Source organism: Pseudomonas sp. R3-41, from assembly GCF_054161485.1.
In genome coordinates, this window is record NZ_CP096421.1 from 6795443 (window position 1) to 6811448 (window position 16006).

At 60.5% G+C, this 16006-nt stretch carries 20 protein-coding genes; 10 read left to right on the forward strand and 10 right to left on the reverse strand.

Annotation, left to right across the window (positions count from 1 at the left end):
* The first annotated feature begins 138 nt into the window (after nt 1-138).
* Together M1D99_RS29315 and M1D99_RS29320 are read left to right on the forward strand one after the other, a co-directional pair.
* Nucleotides 139-354 (forward strand): dodecin, encoded by a 216-nt coding sequence (locus tag M1D99_RS29315; RefSeq protein ID WP_003177209.1) that lies wholly within the window; start codon nt 139-141, stop codon nt 352-354.
* Between the two features lie 114 nt (nt 355-468).
* Nucleotides 469-693 (forward strand): DUF1161 domain-containing protein, encoded by a 225-nt coding sequence (locus tag M1D99_RS29320; RefSeq protein WP_434573221.1) that lies wholly within the window; start codon nt 469-471, stop codon nt 691-693.
* Between the two features lie 54 nt (nt 694-747).
* Here the strand turns inward: M1D99_RS29320 and M1D99_RS29325 are convergent, their stop codons facing one another.
* Nucleotides 748-1749 (reverse strand): LLM class flavin-dependent oxidoreductase, encoded by a 1002-nt coding sequence (locus M1D99_RS29325; protein WP_434573223.1) that lies wholly within the window; start codon nt 1747-1749, stop codon nt 748-750.
* A 239-nt stretch (nt 1750-1988) separates the two neighbouring features.
* Between M1D99_RS29325 and M1D99_RS29330 the strand changes: the two genes are divergently transcribed.
* The gene (locus M1D99_RS29330) at nt 1989-2420 is read left to right on the forward strand and encodes an OsmC family protein (RefSeq protein ID WP_434573225.1); all 432 of its coding nucleotides are present in this window, start codon (nt 1989-1991) and stop codon (nt 2418-2420) included.
* 149 nt (nt 2421-2569) lie between these two features.
* Entirely contained in the window at nt 2570-2803 is a 234-nt protein-coding gene (locus M1D99_RS29335) for a DUF1161 domain-containing protein (protein WP_186708212.1), read from the forward strand.
* A 6-nt stretch (nt 2804-2809) separates the two neighbouring features.
* On the opposite strand, the gene M1D99_RS29340 is transcribed toward M1D99_RS29335, so the two are convergent.
* Complete coding sequence (locus M1D99_RS29340) at nt 2810-3235, reverse strand: PA0061/PA0062 family lipoprotein (RefSeq protein ID WP_186708214.1); 426 nt, start codon at nt 3233-3235, stop codon at nt 2810-2812.
* Nucleotides 3236-3275: 40 nt separating this feature from the next.
* The gene (locus M1D99_RS29345) at nt 3276-3689 is read right to left on the reverse strand and encodes a PA0061/PA0062 family lipoprotein (protein WP_186708216.1); all 414 of its coding nucleotides are present in this window, start codon (nt 3687-3689) and stop codon (nt 3276-3278) included.
* A gap of 58 nt (nt 3690-3747) precedes the next feature.
* Here M1D99_RS29345 and M1D99_RS29350 point away from each other — a divergent pair, with 58 nt between their 5' ends.
* A complete protein-coding gene (locus M1D99_RS29350; protein ID WP_434573228.1) occupies nt 3748-4839 on the forward strand; it encodes an aminopeptidase in 1092 nt (363 codons plus the stop codon).
* Nucleotides 4840-5108: 269 nt separating this feature from the next.
* Here M1D99_RS29350 and M1D99_RS29355 read toward each other — a convergent pair whose 3' ends face one another.
* From M1D99_RS29355 to M1D99_RS29365, 3 genes are all read right to left on the reverse strand, one after another.
* A complete protein-coding gene (locus M1D99_RS29355) occupies nt 5109-5384 on the reverse strand; it encodes an HU family DNA-binding protein (RefSeq protein WP_003177201.1) in 276 nt (91 codons plus the stop codon).
* Between the two features lie 191 nt (nt 5385-5575).
* Nucleotides 5576-6724 carry an NAD(P)/FAD-dependent oxidoreductase gene (locus tag M1D99_RS29360; RefSeq protein WP_458131203.1) on the reverse strand — a complete coding sequence of 383 codons (1149 nt, stop codon included), beginning with the start codon at nt 6722-6724 and terminating at the stop codon, nt 5576-5578.
* Nucleotides 6725-6749: 25 nt separating this feature from the next.
* Entirely contained in the window at nt 6750-6917 is a 168-nt protein-coding gene (locus M1D99_RS29365) for a rubredoxin (protein WP_003177199.1), read from the reverse strand.
* Between the two features lie 175 nt (nt 6918-7092).
* On the opposite strand from M1D99_RS29365, the gene M1D99_RS29370 reads away from it, so the two are divergent.
* Both M1D99_RS29370 and ubiA read left to right on the forward strand, forming a co-directional pair.
* Nucleotides 7093-7656, forward strand: a complete 564-nt coding sequence (locus tag M1D99_RS29370; RefSeq protein ID WP_186708222.1) for a chorismate lyase — start codon at nt 7093-7095, stop codon at nt 7654-7656.
* The gene (ubiA, locus tag M1D99_RS29375; RefSeq protein ID WP_186708224.1) at nt 7656-8546 is read left to right on the forward strand and encodes a 4-hydroxybenzoate octaprenyltransferase; all 891 of its coding nucleotides are present in this window, start codon (nt 7656-7658) and stop codon (nt 8544-8546) included. The genes M1D99_RS29370 and ubiA overlap by 1 nt, the downstream gene beginning before the upstream one ends.
* 180 nt (nt 8547-8726) lie before the next feature.
* Here ubiA and M1D99_RS29380 read toward each other — a convergent pair whose 3' ends face one another.
* Nucleotides 8727-9110, reverse strand: a complete 384-nt coding sequence (locus M1D99_RS29380; protein WP_434573232.1) for a COG4315 family predicted lipoprotein — start codon at nt 9108-9110, stop codon at nt 8727-8729.
* Nucleotides 9111-9262: 152 nt separating this feature from the next.
* Between M1D99_RS29380 and phoB the strand changes: the two genes are divergently transcribed.
* The 3 genes from phoB (at nt 9263) to M1D99_RS29395 (ending at nt 12829) form a co-directional block, all read left to right on the forward strand.
* Nucleotides 9263-9952, forward strand: a complete 690-nt coding sequence (gene phoB, locus M1D99_RS29385) for a phosphate regulon transcriptional regulator PhoB (RefSeq protein ID WP_003177195.1) — start codon at nt 9263-9265, stop codon at nt 9950-9952.
* Nucleotides 9953-10088: 136 nt separating this feature from the next.
* Nucleotides 10089-11375 carry a phosphate regulon sensor histidine kinase PhoR gene (phoR, locus tag M1D99_RS29390; RefSeq protein WP_189674362.1) on the forward strand — a complete coding sequence of 429 codons (1287 nt, stop codon included), beginning with the start codon at nt 10089-10091 and terminating at the stop codon, nt 11373-11375.
* Between the two features lie 113 nt (nt 11376-11488).
* Nucleotides 11489-12829, forward strand: coding sequence for a hemolysin family protein (locus tag M1D99_RS29395; protein WP_186708230.1), 1341 nt, complete (start codon nt 11489-11491; stop codon nt 12827-12829).
* Nucleotides 12830-12981: 152 nt separating this feature from the next.
* On the opposite strand, the gene M1D99_RS29400 is transcribed toward M1D99_RS29395, so the two are convergent.
* From M1D99_RS29400 to phoU, 3 genes are all read right to left on the reverse strand, one after another.
* The gene (locus M1D99_RS29400) at nt 12982-13878 is read right to left on the reverse strand and encodes a peptidoglycan DD-metalloendopeptidase family protein (protein WP_434573234.1); all 897 of its coding nucleotides are present in this window, start codon (nt 13876-13878) and stop codon (nt 12982-12984) included.
* A 234-nt stretch (nt 13879-14112) separates the two neighbouring features.
* Entirely contained in the window at nt 14113-15057 is a 945-nt protein-coding gene (locus M1D99_RS29405; protein ID WP_434573236.1) for a response regulator, read from the reverse strand.
* Nucleotides 15058-15225: 168 nt separating this feature from the next.
* Nucleotides 15226-15987 (reverse strand): phosphate signaling complex protein PhoU, encoded by a 762-nt coding sequence (gene phoU, locus M1D99_RS29410; protein WP_434573238.1) that lies wholly within the window; start codon nt 15985-15987, stop codon nt 15226-15228.
* Nucleotides 15988-16006 lie beyond the last annotated feature (19 nt).

The window sequence follows — 16006 nt, forward strand, 5'->3', positions numbered from 1 at the left end:
GTGGTTGAGTTCGTGTGTGAATTGGGACTCCGACGGTTTGGGAAAGTGCAGTAAATCTGAACTTTCACCGCTTGAGCGGCCACACATGTAAGGCGAAAAATCGCTGCTAGGCTGTTAAAGACAACCAAGGAGAACGTTATGAGTGATCACCATACGTACAAAAAGGTCGAACTGGTCGGTTCCTCTCCCACCAGCATTGAAGACGCCATCAACAACGCCCTGGCCGAAGCCAGCAAAAGCCTCAAGCACTTGGAATGGTTCGAAGTCACGGAAACCCGCGGCCACATCGAAAATGGCCGGGCCGCGCACTTTCAAGTGACGATCAAGGTCGGCTTTCGGATTGCCAATAGCTGAGGTTCTTTGAACTTGCACGCTGGCGGAGTGCCATAGGGAGTGGCGATGCGCTATGGTCTGCGCATTACGTTTTCCAATACCTGCCCTATTTGATCCGACCAAGGAGTGCGAGCGATGAACAAATTGATGGTGGCCCTGGGTTTGCTGAGCCTTGCCGGTGGTGCGTTTGCGGCCGGCAAACCCTGCGAAGAGCTGAAAAGCGAAATCGCAGCAAAGCTGGACGCCAAGGGCGTGTCAGGTTATACGCTGGAAATCGTTGATAAAGGCGCAGCGGCTGACGCAAAAGTCGTCGGCACCTGTGAGGGCGGTACGAAAGAAATAGTCTACAAACGCGGCTGATAGCGCGTTCAGTTCAAAGCCGACGCACAGCGTCGGCTTTTTATTGACCGCGATTCAGCCCTTCATGACCTGCGCCAGCAACTCGTAGGAGTGCAAGCGATCGGCGTGCTCATACAGGTCGCTGGTAAAAATCAGCTCATCGGCCTGGGTCTGCTCGATCAGCACTTGCAGCTTGGCGCGAATTTTCTGCGGACCGCCGACCATGGCCAGCCCCAGGAAATCGCCGACCGCCTCCTTCTCATGGGGCAACCAAAGACCGTTCATGGATTCGACCGGCGGACGCTGCACCAGGCTCTGGCCGCGCATCAACGCCAGGATCCGCTGGTACACCGACGTCGCCAGGTAATCGGCCTGCTCATCGGTATCCGCAGCCACCAGCGGCACGCCGAGCATCACATAGGGCTTGTCGAGCACCGCCGACGGCTTGAAGTGGTTGCGGTAGATGCGAATCGCCTCGTGCATATATCGCGGTGCGAAATGGGAGGCGAATGCGTAGGGCAAACCGCGTTCACCGGCCAATTGCGCACTGAACAGGCTCGAACCCAGCAGCCAGACCGGCACGTTGGTGCCGGTGCCGGGCATGGCGATGATGCGTTGATCCGGGGTACGCGGGCCCAGGTAGCGCATCAGCTCGGCCACATCCTCGGGAAAATCGTCCGCGCTGCCGGAGCGCTCGCGACGCAGCGCCCGGGCGGTCATCTGGTCGGAACCTGGCGCGCGCCCCAGCCCCAGATCGATTCGACCCGGATAGAGGCTTTCCAGCGTGCCGAACTGTTCGGCGATGATCAACGGTGCGTGATTGGGCAGCATGACGCCACCGGAACCGACGCGAATGGTCGAAGTGCCCCCCGCCAGATAACCCAGCAGCACCGCTGTTGCCGAACTGGCGATACCGTCCATATTGTGGTGTTCGGCCACCCAGAAGCGGGTGTAGCCGTATTTTTCCACGTGCTGCGCCAAGTCCAGCGAGTTGTGCAAGGATTGAGCGGCATTGCCATCGGCGCGCACAGGCACCAGGTCGAGGGTTGAGAATTTCACGTCGGACAGCTGTTTCATGGGCCGGGATCTCCAACGGCGTTCCGGGCTTTTCCTACGGGTAAAAGCCTGCCGTTTCTAAAGGTGTGTGCCATTGCAATGTGGGCATATACCCGAGTTTCAATAGTTGCGACGAAATTTCCTACTAAATTCGTCGGCTAATCGACAAGGTGAACTTTTCCAGGCGGTCTATCCTCACAACCCAGACAGTTAAAAAACACCCAGGCGCGGCGTTCGCGCCGGATCTTCAGGAGGCAGACATGGCTATCATCAAGAAAGCATCGGCTCATTGGGAAGGTGACCTGAAAACCGGTATCGGCTCGATTTCCACGGAAACCGGCGTGTTGCGCGAGGCGCCCTATGGCTTCAAGGCGCGATTCGAAGGCGGCAAGGGCACCAACCCCGAGGAATTGATCGGCGCGGCCCACGCCGGCTGCTTTTCCATGGCCTTTTCGATGATCCTCGGCGACGCCGGGCTCAAGGCCGACAGCATCGACACCAACGCTGAAGTGACCCTGGACCAGGTCGAGGGCGGTTTCGCGATCACGGCGGTCAAGCTGATACTCAAGGCGAAAATCCCCGGCGCGAGCCAGGCGCAATTCGACGAATTGAGCAAGAAAGCCAAGGAGGGGTGCCCGGTTTCCAAAGTGCTGAACGCCAAGATTACCCTGGATGCGACCTTGGTGAACTGACCCATGAAAGGGTCGCAGCCTTCGCAGGCATTGTCGAAGGCTGCGATTTCTTGAACACGGTCGAGCTGTTTACCCTGGCGCAATTATGATCGAATGAAGCCCGCAGTTTCAGCGCACAGGCAGTGCGTGCTGCCATGAGGAATTCGAACATGAAACGATCAGCCCTGGTGGTCATCGGCTGCGCATTCGCTGCATCAGCCCTTGCGGCTCCCAAATCCTGTGAAGAGCTGAAAGGGGAAATCGAAGCGAAGATCCAGGCGAACAACGTGTCGTCCTACACGCTGGAAATCGTCACCAATGACGAAGTTCACGACCAGAACATGGTGGTGGGCAGTTGCGATAACGGCACGAAGAAAATCATCTACCAGAAGAACGACCGCTAGGGATTCCTACGGAACGCAATTGATCTGCCGTTCCTCGGCGACGATTTGACGCTTGTCGTCATAGAGCCGGGCGCTCGGCGTGAATGCCAGGTTGCGAGCCTCCAGACGATAGCGCTGGCCGGCCTCGAAATGGTCGTAACGCACGAGCATGTAGCACATCCGCTCTTGGGGTTCGGCCTGCATGCCCAACCCACCCCCACTGAATACTTCGAAGTCGAAGCGCACTTTCAGTTCGTGGCTGCCCGGCGAAACCTGGAAGAACCGTCCGTCGCGCAAGCGCTGGCCGTCCAGGCTTTCAGCCATCAGCATTTTGCCGCCCGGCATGGGCGTAGCAAAATCAACCCACGCCATGTTCGGGTCGACCTGGGGCAGCGGGCTCGTTGCGCAACCGCTCATGGAGACCAGGGCCAGTAACAGCAAGGATAAGCGCATGATGAGTTTCCTTAAAACCAGGTCCTGAGCATAGCGCCAATCAAGTTTGTTGGCAGCCCGCCGGCGTACCTTGCCCCACCACCTTGCGCTGCTGATCGTAAAGCTTGGCCCATGGCCGGAAACCAATGCTGCCGGCCTGTAGCTGGTAACGTTGGCCTGCGTTGAAATCCTTGAATTTAAGGTTCAACCGGCAATCGCGCCACAGCGGCTCCGCGTCCGGGCCGATGTTGCCGGGTTCGACGGCAAACTGGTAGCGCACCGTCAACTCATGGCTGCCGGGTTGCACTTCGAAATAACGTCGGTCGACGGACATCTTGTCATCGACTTCCAGCGCCTGTAGCGCGGTGTCCTGCTGATTGCCCAGATCGATCCACGCTTGGGATGGATCGGGGTCAGGCAAGCCGGCACAACCGGTGAGCAACAACAGGCCACTCGTCAGCATCAACACGCGCATAGCGAAGCTCCAGGCAAGCGAGATAGTCTTGTGGGCAGACTTCCCAGGGTGATTCCAATTGATCAGGCCGCGTTCAAGCCATCGGTTACTCGACCGTGTTTTCCAGATTTTGTTTCCAGGCCTCCTGCTTTTGTTACTAAACGGTTGCGCTAGCGCCGGTTACTACAGCCAACTCGTCGGCGGGCAGCTGCGGTTGTTGCAGGCCCGCGAGCCTATCGACCAGGTCATTGCCGACCCCGCCCGCGATGCCCAGCTCAAGGCGCACTTGGCCCAGGCGCGTGAGGCACGGACGTTCGCCAGTAATCACCTGCATCTACCGGACAATCGAAGCTATCGCCTGTATGCGGATATTGGCCGGCCGTTCGTAGTCTGGAACGTCTTCGCCACGCCAGAGTTTTCCCTGGCACCGCACAACCATTGTTTTCCCATTGCCGGTTGCGTGGCTTATCGCGGTTATTACAGCCAGGGCGCCGCCCGTGGCGAGGCCGCGTTGCAGCGCTTGCAGGGCATGGACGTTACGATCGGTGGGGTAGAAGCCTATTCGACGCTGGGCTGGTTCGACGATCCGATCCTGAGTTCGATGATGCATTGGGGCGACGAACGCCTGGCGACGCTGATCTTTCATGAACTGGCGCACCAACGGTTTTATGTACAGGACGACACCGAATTCAATGAGTCCTTCGCCACCTTCGTCGAACAGGAAGGCACCCGGCAATGGCGCGCCAGTCGTGGGCTGGCGCCAGACAATGGCAAGCAGGTGCGCCAGCGCGACCAGTTCATCCAACTGATCCTCGATACCCGCCAGCGCCTGGAAAAGCTCTACGCCCAACCCTCGCCGGCCGAGGGAATGCGCCAACGCAAAGCGGCGGAGTTCGAACGCCTGCGCACCGACTATGAGCAACTGCGCGATACCCAATGGGCAGGCGACAAACGCTACGATGCCTGGGTCTATGCGCCCTTGAACAATGCACGATTGCTGCCGTTCGGGCTGTATGACCAGTGGGTGCCGGCGTTTGCGGCGCTGTTCAAGCAGAAGGATGGGGACTGGGTTGGGTTTTACGCGGCGGTGGAACAGCTGGGCAAATTGCCGGTCGACGAGCGCAAGGCGGCCTTGAAGGTGTTGGCGCAGCCGAAGACTTCCGCGGACTAGGCGGACGCCATCGCGAGCAAGCTCGCTCCCACTTAGGCATCTCCAACCTGTGACGAGGGAGCTTGCTCCCGCTCGGCTGCGCAGCAGTCGTCGCTTTTTTGGGGCCGCTTCGCGACCCAGCGGGAGCAAGCTCCCTCGCCACGGATAACGGGCACCAAGCCATCGCTGTCTCAAACTGCTTGCAAGCCACACAAAAAAGGGCATACCGATTCATCGGTATGCCCTTTCGATTGCTGCTTTCTTCCCCCTGGCCGAGGTACTCGTCGCAATTATGGGTTAACGCTGTCTTTCAAGAACTTGCCTGGTTTGAAGGCAACGGTGTTGCTGGCCTTGATCTTCACTGGCTCACCGGTTTGTGGGTTCTTGCCAGTGCGGGCGCCGCGGTGGCGTTGCAGGAAAGTGCCGAAGCCCACCAGGGTAACGCTGTCCTTGCGGTGCAGGGCGCCGGTGATTTCTTCGAGAACGGCGTTGAGGACGCGGTTGGCTTGTTCTTTGGTGAGGTCTGCTTTTTCCGCGATGGCGGCGGCGAGTTCTGGTTTACGCATGAATGAAGCCCCTTTGACGGTTTTTTTGTTGTTATGTCCGTGCTGTTCTCTTTGGAACAGCCCCTAAGGCGCCGCAGGCTCTACTCTGCGGCAGACGGGAGTGAGGATGGCACGGTGCCGAAAACCGCGCCAGTGTCCGGAAGACCTTTGTGGGACCAAAAGTAGGGTTTTTGCGACAGAACGACCAGTATTTACGCCAGCAGGGCTGGAAGCTCCTTGTTCAGCGCCAGTTTCTCCATCACTGCCGTGCCCGTCAGCGCGTAGCCCAACAGATTGCCTTGAGCGTCTCGGCACAGTGCCTTGATGTCCGCGCCCTGCCCTTCGACGCTCCACACGCCTTCGCTGCCTCGCGGTGGCGGCGACACGACCAATGGGCACACCGGGGTTTTTACGGTAATCGGCATGGCACCGTAACTGACGGCAGTCGGGTTGCCGGCCAGGGTTTGGGCCAAGGCCCGGGCGCAGCTCATCAGCGGCATCACATACAGCAGGTTCAAGCCGTCGACCTCGGCGCAATCGCCCAGGGCGTAGATATTGGCGTGGGAGGTTTTCAGGTGACGATCGACCACGACGCCGCGGTTGACCACCAGCCCGGCGGCGGCCGCCAGGTCGATGCGTGGACGCAGGCCGATGGCCGAGACCACCAGGTCGCAGGCGATCACCTGGCCGTCGGACAGGTGCGCCTCCAGCCCATCGGCGACCTTCTGCAAGCGGTTGAGCACAGGGCCCAAGTGGAAGCGCGCACCGAGGCTTTCCAACCCGGCCTGGACCGCTGCCGCAGCGGCCGGATGCAGCAGCGTCGGCATGACTTGCTCGCACGGAGCCATCAACTCGACTTCGTAGCCCCCCAGGCTCAGGTCGTTGGCGAACTCGCAGCCAATCAGACCGGCACCCAACAACAACACCCGGCGCTTGCCGACGGCCGCAGCCCTGAAGCGCGCATAGTCTTCCAGGTCGTTGATGGGAAAGATCAGGTCCGCCGCGTCGCCCTGTACCGGCACGCGCACGGTTTCGGCGCCCCAGGCCAGGATCAGGTCGCGGTAGTTCACCGCCTCCTCGCCGATCCACAGCCGTTTGTGGCCCGGATCGATGCCGCTGATGCGCGTGTGGGTCCGCACCTCGGCCTGGAGTTGTTCGGCCATGGCCCCCGGTTCAGCCATGCTCAAACCGTCGGCATCTTTGTTCTTGCCAAAGCCCGTGGAGAGCATCGGCTTGGAGTATGAACGACCGTCGTCCGCGGTGATCAGCAGCAGCGGGGTTTCGCTGTCGAGCTTGCGAAACTCCCGGGCCAGGTTATAACCGGCCAGCCCAGTACCGACGATGACGACAGGTGCACTCATGTTGCTCTCCATTTAAATGAAACGATCAGTTGATTTCGATCATTTCGAAATCCATTTTGCCGACACCGCAGTCCGGGCACAGCCAGTCCGCCGGTACATCTTCCCAGCGAGTGCCGGGCGCGATGCCATCGTCAGGCCAGCCGTCAGCTTCGTTGTAGATCAGGCCGCAGACGATACATTGCCACTTCTTCATTCCAATACTTCCTCGAGATGTCAGGCCTTGGCCGGTATTTTCCGGCTCAGGGCCGTTTTGTACTGATCGGTCGCGCCAGATGCAAGCACGATCGGCAGGCAGCAGGCCGGGCCGGTCAAAACCCGTGACCGACATGGTAAGCTCGCGGCCTCATTTGCTGCCATTCAAGACCTCTGTGCCGCATACAAATTCGATTTTTCCTACACTCCAATGGCTGCCCCAGCACCTGCTGTCGCCCCGCCCCGATGCCGGTGTACTCGATTGGTTGTTCGACGAAGGCTCCCTGACCCGGCGCCTCACGCGCCTGTCGGACGGCCATTTCAGCGTGACCCCATTGTTCGAAGGCTGGCAGCCATTGCGCGCCGACGAATGTGCCGCGCTGGACCTGACCGAGGGCAGCGAGGGTTGGGTACGCGAGGTGTATCTACGCGGTCGCGACCAGCCCTGGGTGTTCGCCCGCAGCGTGGCGGCGCGCAGCGCCTTGCAGGGTGACGGGTTGCAGATGGACGAGTTGGGCAGCCGCTCCCTGGGCGAATTGCTGTTTTGCGACCAGGCGTTCCAGCGCCGGGCCATCGAGGTTTGTCATTACCCCGAGGCCGGCTTGCCGGAAGACGTACGCGCCAGTGGCCTGTGGGGTCGCCGTTCGCGTTTCGACCGCGGTGCGTTGAGCGTGCTGGTGGCGGAAATCTTCCTGCCCCGCTTGTGGACCGTCGCCCGCGCCTATTCGGAGAATTGCTGATGTATGTGCAACTGCTCAAATCCTTGAATCGCCTGAACCCACGGGCATGGGACTTCGTGCAACTGACCCGCATGGACAAGCCCATCGGCATCTACCTGCTGCTGTGGCCGACGTTGTGGGCACTGTGGATTGCCGGTGAAGGCTCGCCGTCCATCGCCAACGTGGTGATTTTTATCCTCGGTGTGGTGCTGACCCGTGCTGGCGGCTGCGTGATCAACGACTGGGCCGACCGCAAGGTGGACGGTCACGTCAAACGCACCGAACAACGCCCGCTGGTGAGCGGCAAGATCAGTTCGAAAGAGGCGCTGGTGTTCTTCGCCGTGCTGATGAGCGTGAGTTTCCTGCTGGTGTTGTGCACCAATGCACCGACCATCCTGCTGTCCCTCGGCGGCCTGGCCCTGGCATTCAGTTACCCGTTCATGAAGCGTTATACCTACTACCCGCAAGTGGTGCTGGGGGCGGCGTTCTCCTGGGGCATGCCGATGGCGTTCACCGCCGAAACCGGGCATCTGCCGGCGGCCGCCTGGTTGCTGTACATCGCCAATTTGCTGTGGACAGTGGGCTACGACACCTATTACGCCATGACCGACCGGGACGACGACCTGCGCATCGGCGTGAAGTCCACGGCGATCCTGTTTGGCGATGCCGACCGGGTGATCATCCTGACGCTGCAAGGCCTTGCCTTGGGTTGCCTGCTGTTGGCCGGGTCGAAATTCCAACTGGGTGGCTGGTTCCACCTGGGGCTGGTGGCCGCGGCCGCGTGCTTCGCCTGGGAATTCTGGTACACCCGTGGCAGGGACCGGATGCGCTGCTTCCAGGCTTTCCTGCACAACCATTGGGCCGGCTTGGCGATTTTCGTGGGGATTGTGTTGGATTACGCGTTGCGCTGAAACCGAGCCCCAGCACTGAACTTCGGCTCATGCCAGCATTGAACCTAGGCTTATGAAAGCCTTTGTGGCGAGGGAGCTTGCTCCCGCTGGGCTGCGGAGCGGCCCAAGATTTTTGCGGTCGCTGCGCAACCGAGCGGGAGCAAGCTCCCTCGCCACAAAAAAGCGTCTCAGCGGGACGCGTTATTTAGCCTTGGCCACTTTCCAGGCGCCGTCCATTTTGCCGTCGCCGGTCATGTCTCCGGCCTTCTTGTCCATCACGAAGGTGTACAGCGGCATGCCCTGATAGGCCCACTGCATTGAGCCATCATCGCGCTTGATTACGGTCCAGTCGCCCATGGATTTATCACCCGCCTCAGCCATCAGCGGTGGCCAGTTAGTCGCACATTTGTCATTGCATGCCGACTTACCAGCCGAGTCTTTGGCGAAGGTGTAAAGGGTCATGCCCTTATGGTCGGTGAACATGCCATCCTTCTCCATTGCAGGATCGGCAGCCATCGCAACCCCAGGCAGGGCCAGAGCAGCTGCCATCAGCAGGGCTTTGAAAGAAACAGTCATTTGTTTCATGGAAACCTTCCTTTGTAGTTGTCAGGATTCGGACTGAAAAGCGTAGTCCAGGATCTCCTCCCTTGCCGCAGGACGAAATAACTGTCACACGACTGCAATAATTCCGTTATCTAATGCGGCGCAAGACAGTTAAATGACAAGAGGATTACCCCATGGTTGGCAGGAGCATTCTGATCGTCGACGACGAGGCGCCCATCCGCGAGATGATCGCCGTTGCGTTGGAGATGGCCGGCTATGACTGCATGGAAGCAGAAAACTCTCAACAGGCCCATGCCATCATCGTCGACCGCAAGCCCGACCTGATCCTGCTGGACTGGATGCTGCCCGGCACGTCAGGCATCGAACTGGCGCGACGGCTCAAGCGCGACGAGCTGACCGGTGATATTCCGATCATCATGCTCACCGCCAAGGGCGAAGAGGACAACAAGATCCAAGGCCTGGAAGTCGGCGCCGACGACTACATCACCAAGCCGTTCTCCCCACGGGAGCTGGTGGCGCGCCTGAAGGCCGTGCTGCGACGCGCCGGACCGACCGATGGCGAAGCGCCGATTGAAGTCGGTGGCCTGCTGCTCGACCCGATCAGCCACCGCGTGACCATCGACGGCAAACCCGCCGAGATGGGCCCGACCGAATACCGTCTGCTGCAATTCTTCATGACTCACCAGGAACGTGCCTACACCCGCGGCCAACTGTTGGACCAGGTCTGGGGCGGCAACGTCTACGTCGAGGAGCGCACCGTGGACGTGCACATCCGACGCCTGCGCAAGGCCCTCGGCGATGCCTATGAAAATCTGGTACAAACCGTGCGCGGCACCGGTTATCGTTTTTCGACAAAGGCTTGAGAGCAGCTGCAAGCGTTCAGCTACTAGCGGCAAGTTAAAGCCGCGTAGCTATTCACTTGCCGCTTGAAGCTTGGAGCTGCTTTTCTCCCAAGGATTTTTTGTGAATCAAAACTGGCATGGCACCCTGATTCGCCACATGTTGTTGCTGGTGACTGGCTGTTTGCTGATCGGCCTGATCAGCGGTTATTACGGCTGGAGCCTGGCCGCGGGCCTGGGGCTTTACCTGGCCTGGACACTCAAGCAATTGCTGCGCCTGCATGAATGGCTGCGCCTGCATCAACCCGACGAAGCCCCGCCCGACGGCTATGGCTTATGGGGTGAGGTGTTCGACAGCATCTACCACCTGCAACGGCGTGACCAGCGCGTTCGCGGGCGCCTGCAGGCGGTAATCGACCGGGTCCAGGAATCCACCGCCGCGCTGAAAGACGCGGTGATCATGCTCGACAGCGAAGGCAACCTGGAATGGTGGAACCGCGCTGCCGAGACCCTGTTGGGCCTCAAGACACCCCAGGACAGCGGCCAACCGGTGACCAATCTGGTGCGCCATCCGCGCTTCAAGGAGTATTTCGAGCAAGCCAATTACGCCGAGCCGCTGGAGATCCCTTCGCCCACCAATGACCGGTTGCGTATCCAGCTGTACATCACCCGCTATGGCAACAACGAGCACTTGATGCTGGTGCGCGACGTCACGCGTATCCATCAGTTGGAACAGATGCGCAAGGATTTCATCGCCAACGTTTCCCACGAATTGCGCACGCCGTTGACGGTGATCTGCGGCTACCTGGAGACCCTGCTCGACAACGTCGAAGAGGTGAACCCGCGTTGGAGCCGGGCCTTGCAGCAGATGCACCAGCAAAGCGGGCGCATGCAGACCCTGCTCAACGACTTGTTGTTGCTGGCGAAGCTGGAAGCCACCGATTACCCGTCCGACAACCAGCCGGTGCCGATCGACGACCTGCTGCAAATCATTGTCGAAGATGCCCAGGAACTGTCCGGTTCCAAGCAGCAGACCATCACCCTGGAAGCCGACCCGGCGGTGCAGCTCAAGGGCAGCGAGGCGGAACTGCGCAGTGCGTTTTCCAACCTGGTATTCAACGCGGTCAAGTACACGCCGGAGCAGGGCCGCATCCATGTGCGCTGGTGGGGCGACGAGCAAGGCGCGCACCTGAGCGTGCGCGATTCGGGCATCGGCATCGACAGCAAGCACCTGCCGCGCCTGACCGAACGTTTCTACCGCGTCGACTCCAGCCGCAACTCCAATACCGGTGGCACCGGGCTGGGCCTGGCCATTGTCAAACATGTCCTGCTGCGCCATCGCGCCCGCATGGAGATCAGCAGCGTGCCCGGCCATGGCAGCACGTTTACCTGCCATTTCGCCCCGGCCCAAGTGGTTCGCACACGCCTCGCTCGCCCCGCTGATTGAAAGCGCCCCCTAGGCAATCGCCGAGTCAGCCGCTACATTGACTGACTTGCGCCTGCCTTTTCAGGCGCTCACTTTCAATTCCTACGACTATTTGGAACCCGCAAAACCCCATCATGGACCCTTCCCCTGGCTTGTCCCTCGTCACACTCTTCGCCGAATTCGGCATGATTCTTTTTGCTCTGATCCTGGTGCTGCTCAACGGATTTTTCGTTGCGGCCGAATTCGCCATGGTCAAGCTGCGTTCGACCCGGGTCGAGGCCATCGCCGAGCAGAACGGCTGGCGCGGGCATATCCTGCGCACCGTCCACAGCCAGCTCGACGCTTACCTGTCGGCATGCCAGCTGGGTATCACCCTGGCATCCCTGGGCCTGGGCTGGGTCGGTGAGCCAGCGTTTGCCCACATCCTCGAGCCGTTGCTGGGCGCGATTGGCGTGCAGTCGCCGGAAGTGATCAAAGGCGTGTCGTTCTTCACCGCGTTCTTCATCATTTCGTACCTGCACATCGTGGTCGGTGAACTGGCGCCCAAATCCTGGGCCATCCGCAAACCCGAGCTGCTGTCGTTGTGGACCGCCGTGCCGCTGTACCTGTTCTACTGGGCCATGTATCCGGCGATCTACCTGCTCAACGCCAGCGCCAACGCCATCTTGCGCATCGCCGGCCAAGGCGAGCCCGGGCCCCATCACGAACACCATTACAGCCGCGAAGAACTGAAGCTGATCCTGCACTCCAGCCGGGGCCAGGACCCGAGCGACCAAGGCATGCGCGTGCTGGCCTCGGCCGTGGAAATGGGCGAGCTGGAAGTGGTGGACTGGGCCAATTCCCGGGAAGACCTGGTGACGCTGGAGTTCAACGCGCCCCTCAAGGAAATCCTGGCGATGTTCCGTCGCCACAAGTTCAGCCGTTATCCGGTTTACGACAGCGAGCGCCAGGAGTTCGTCGGCCTGCTGCACATCAAGGACCTGCTTCTGGAACTGGCGGCCCTGGACCACATCCCCGAATCGTTCAACCTGGCCGAACTGACCCGGCCGCTGGAGCGCGTGTCGCGGCACATGCCGCTGTCGCAGTTGCTGGAGCAGTTCCGCAAGGGCGGCTCGCACTTCGCCGTGGTCGAGGAAGCCGACGGCAACATCATCGGCTACCTGACCATGGAAGACGTGTTGGAAGTGCTGGTAGGTGACATCCAGGACGAACACCGCAAGGCCGAACGCGGGATCCTGGCCTACCAGCCGGGCAAGCTGCTGGTACGTGGCGACACGCCGCTGTTCAAGGTCGAGCGCCTGCTGGGGATCGACCTGGACCACATCGAAGCCGAAACCCTGGCCGGGCTGGTCTATGAAACCCTCAAGCGCGTGCCGGAAGAGGAAGAGGTGCTGGAAGTCGAAGGCCTGCGGATCATCATCAAGAAGATGAAAGGGCCGAAGATCATCCTGGCGAAGGTGTTGATGCTCGATTGAGCATCAAACTTCCCGCAAGTTGAAGGCATAACCCGCTGTGGCGAGGGAGCTTGCTCCCGCTGGGTCGCGAAGCGGCCCCAAAAGCGACGACTGCTTCGCAGCCGAGCGGGAGCAAGCTCCCTCGCCACAAAAAGCCTCCCGAATCTAAAGCGCTACTGCTTGCCCAACGCAAAGTTGGGCAAGTCGCCCACCGGTTGATTGAACTGGTAGGGGATCGACACCAGCCCCAACCCGGTATTGCGCTGCACCACGAAATGCAGGTGCGGGCCTGAACTGTTGCCGGTATTGCCCGACAACGCCAACGGCGTGCCCACCGCGACCCGCTGCCCTTCCCGTACGCTCACCGAACCTTTCTGCAGGTGCAGGTAGACGCCCATGGTGCCGTCGTCGTGCAGCACCCGCACGAAGTTGCCCGCTGGGTCGTCCCCGCGGCCGGTCTGTTCGTTTTCGGTCTTGATCACCACGCCTCCCCGCGCGGCGGTGATCGGCGTGCCGACGGGCATGGCGATGTCCATGGCGTAGCGGTTCTTCGGGCCGTAATGGCTGTATTGGCCGTTGGCGCCTTGGCTCAGCCGGAATGGCCCGCCGCGCCAAGGCAGCGGGTATCGATAGGCCTCGGCGGCGCCTGCAGGGTCGCCCAGGGAATATTCGAACCTTGGGGTATACACCAGCGGCCGGCCGGGCCGGGTAGCCGTCAGCAGCGCCAGGCGCAGGTTGCTGCGTGCCGGCAGCACCCGACGAATCGGCCGGCTCGGCGCCCCGCTGACATTGCGCAGCCCGGCGAAACTCAACTCGATCTCCACCGGCGCGTACAAATCGTTGCGCACGAACACCGCGTCCGCGCCATTCTGCTTCTTGATATCGAGAAATACCTGGCGCTCCAGGCGTTCGACCATGCGGTCGCGGAACACGAACACTTGGGCGCCCTTGCTGGGACGGTCGCTATAGGACACCACGCCATTGGCATCGGTGGATTTGTAGATGGTCATGGCCATGGCCGGGGTGGCGGCCAGGACGAGACCACAGGCGAACAGCAACGGCACGAGCATGGGCAAGAATTCTGTCGATAAATGAAGGCCTGTACAGCAGCCTAGCAGCTGGGATGGACCAGCGTAGTCGACGGATGTTTCAAAATTGGATCAGTGATTGTTGTTAAGGTTGATGGCCCTATCGCGAGCAGGCTCGCTCCCACAGGGGGATCTGCTGTGGACACAAATTTTGTGAACACCTGAGATCACTGTGGGAGCGAGCCTGCTCGCGATAGCGGACTCAAAGGCGCCGAATCAAGCGCCCGGTACGAAGTGCTTCTGCGCCGTGCCGCGGGCGATCAGGCGGGAGATGTAGTCGAGCTTCTGCGGGTCTTTGTCGACGAAGCGGAACGTCAGTTGCAGCCATTCGCTGTCGGGCGTCTGCTCATGGGCGACGATGGCGTGCAAATAGCCGTTGAGACGCGCGGTTTCGGCGTTGTCGCCCTGTTCCATGTCCAGCACCGCGCCTTCGAGTACTTGCGGCAGGGTGTCGGAGCGTTTGACCACCAGCAGCGCTTCCTTGAGGCTCAGGGCCTTGATCACGCATTGCTGGGTGCCACTGGACAGGCGCAACTGGCCTTGGCCGCGATTGGCCGTCGAAGCGGCGGCTACCGGTGCCTTGACCGGTGGGCTGTTGAGCAAACCACGAGCCGGAGCAGCAGCGGCGGGAGCGGCAGCCGGTTTGGCAAACGGATTTACCGCTGGCGCCGACGCAACCGCCGCCACCGGAGCCTTGCCGCCCGTCAGGGCGCTGAGGGAGTCATTGCCGAACGCCGAGTTCATCTTGGTCGGAGCGCTGTTCATCAGCGTGTCGAGCTTGCCGACCTTGTGCAGGGCCTGCTTGACCTTGGTCAGCAACTGCTCGTTGGTGAACGGCTTGCTGACATAGCCGGAAACGCCGGCCTGGATCGCCTGTACCACGTTTTCCTTGTCGCCGCGGCTGGTCACCATCACGAACGGCATGCCCTTGAGATTGTCCTGCTGGCGGCACCAGGTCAGCAGTTCCAGGCCGGACATTTCCGGCATTTCCCAATCGCACAGCACCAGGTCGAACGCCTCGCGAGCCAGCAGGGCCTGGGCTTTCTTGCCGTTCACCGCGTCTTCGATACGCACGCCCGGGAAGTAGTTGCGCAGGCACTTCTTCACCAGGTCACGAATGAACGAAGCATCGTCCACGACCAACACACTGACCTTACTCATCCAGATACACCTCTAAAAAATCCCGGCAAGCATACCGCTTTTACTGATGGCACATTGCCAAAAAACCTTCAGTCACGCCGGGACTTTTCGTTCGCGGGGTGCTGCTTTCGATGAAAAAAAATCCAAAAAAAAGCCCGACCAGAAGGCCGGGCGCTTTTCTTGGCAATCTTACTTATCGTCAGTTGCGCTCGGAACATTAGCGGTTTCGGACAGGGTGCCCTCAACTTCTTCCTTCATGCGCTTGAGCCCCATATGGCGCACATCGGTGCCGCGCACCAGGTAGATGACAAGTTCCGAGATGTTGCGCGCATGATCGCCGATACGCTCCAAGGAACGCAGCACCCAGATAATGCTCAACACCCGGGAGATGGAACGCGGGTCTTCCATCATGTAGGTCGCCAGCTCGCGCAGGGCGGTCTTGTATTCGCGATCGATGATCTTGTCGTACTGGGCCACCGACAACGCCAGGTCGGCGTCGAAGCGGGCAAAGGCATCCAGCGCGTCGCGAACCATGTTGCGCACCTGGTCGCCAATGTGGCGAACCTCGACGTAACCACGCGGCGCTTCGCCTTCTTCGCACAACTGGATGGCGCGACGAGCGATCTTGGTGGCTTCGTCGCCGATCCGCTCAAGGTCGATGACCGACTTGGAGATGCTGATGATCAGCCGCAGGTCGGACGCAGCCGGCTGGCGACGGGCCAGGATACGCAGGCACTCTTCGTCGATGTTGCGTTCCATCTGGTTGATCTGGTCATCGATTTCGCGCACCTGCTGGGCCAGGCCGGAGTCGGCCTCGATCAGCGCGGTCACCGCGTCGTTGACCTGCTTTTCCACCAGCCCGCCCATGGCCAGCAAGTGACTGCGCACTTCCTCAAGCTCGGCATTGAACTGTGCGGAAATGTGGTGAGTAAGGCCTTCCTTCGAAATCATGGTTTTGCTCCGCAAAAGC

What these genes read in the sequence shown, in the direction of transcription:
- M1D99_RS29315 (WP_003177209.1), top strand. Translation starts at nt 139, where the DNA reads ATGAGTGATCACCATACGTACAAAAAGGTCGAACTGGTCGGTTCCTCT.
- M1D99_RS29320 (WP_434573221.1), top strand. Translation starts at nt 469, where the DNA reads ATGAACAAATTGATGGTGGCCCTGGGTTTGCTGAGCCTTGCCGGTGGT.
- M1D99_RS29325 (WP_434573223.1), bottom strand. Translation starts at nt 1,749, where the DNA reads ATGAAACAGCTGTCCGACGTGAAATTCTCAACCCTCGACCTGGTGCCT.
- M1D99_RS29330 (WP_434573225.1), top strand. Translation starts at nt 1,989, where the DNA reads ATGGCTATCATCAAGAAAGCATCGGCTCATTGGGAAGGTGACCTGAAA.
- M1D99_RS29335 (WP_186708212.1), top strand. Translation starts at nt 2,570, where the DNA reads ATGAAACGATCAGCCCTGGTGGTCATCGGCTGCGCATTCGCTGCATCA.
- M1D99_RS29340 (WP_186708214.1), bottom strand. Translation starts at nt 3,235, where the DNA reads ATGCGCTTATCCTTGCTGTTACTGGCCCTGGTCTCCATGAGCGGTTGC.
- M1D99_RS29345 (WP_186708216.1), bottom strand. Translation starts at nt 3,689, where the DNA reads ATGCGCGTGTTGATGCTGACGAGTGGCCTGTTGTTGCTCACCGGTTGT.
- M1D99_RS29355 (WP_003177201.1), bottom strand. Translation starts at nt 5,384, where the DNA reads ATGCGTAAACCAGAACTCGCCGCCGCCATCGCGGAAAAAGCAGACCTC.
- M1D99_RS29360 (WP_458131203.1), bottom strand. Translation starts at nt 6,724, where the DNA reads ATGAGTGCACCTGTCGTCATCGTCGGTACTGGGCTGGCCGGTTATAAC.
- M1D99_RS29365 (WP_003177199.1), bottom strand. Translation starts at nt 6,917, where the DNA reads ATGAAGAAGTGGCAATGTATCGTCTGCGGCCTGATCTACAACGAAGCT.
- ubiA (WP_186708224.1), top strand. Translation starts at nt 7,656, where the DNA reads ATGTATGTGCAACTGCTCAAATCCTTGAATCGCCTGAACCCACGGGCA.
- M1D99_RS29380 (WP_434573232.1), bottom strand. Translation starts at nt 9,110, where the DNA reads ATGAAACAAATGACTGTTTCTTTCAAAGCCCTGCTGATGGCAGCTGCT.
- phoB (WP_003177195.1), top strand. Translation starts at nt 9,263, where the DNA reads ATGGTTGGCAGGAGCATTCTGATCGTCGACGACGAGGCGCCCATCCGC.
- phoR (WP_189674362.1), top strand. Translation starts at nt 10,089, where the DNA reads ATGTTGTTGCTGGTGACTGGCTGTTTGCTGATCGGCCTGATCAGCGGT.
- M1D99_RS29395 (WP_186708230.1), top strand. Translation starts at nt 11,489, where the DNA reads ATGGACCCTTCCCCTGGCTTGTCCCTCGTCACACTCTTCGCCGAATTC.
- M1D99_RS29400 (WP_434573234.1), bottom strand. Translation starts at nt 13,878, where the DNA reads ATGCTCGTGCCGTTGCTGTTCGCCTGTGGTCTCGTCCTGGCCGCCACC.
- M1D99_RS29405 (WP_434573236.1), bottom strand. Translation starts at nt 15,057, where the DNA reads ATGAGTAAGGTCAGTGTGTTGGTCGTGGACGATGCTTCGTTCATTCGT.
- phoU (WP_434573238.1), bottom strand. Translation starts at nt 15,987, where the DNA reads ATGATTTCGAAGGAAGGCCTTACTCACCACATTTCCGCACAGTTCAAT.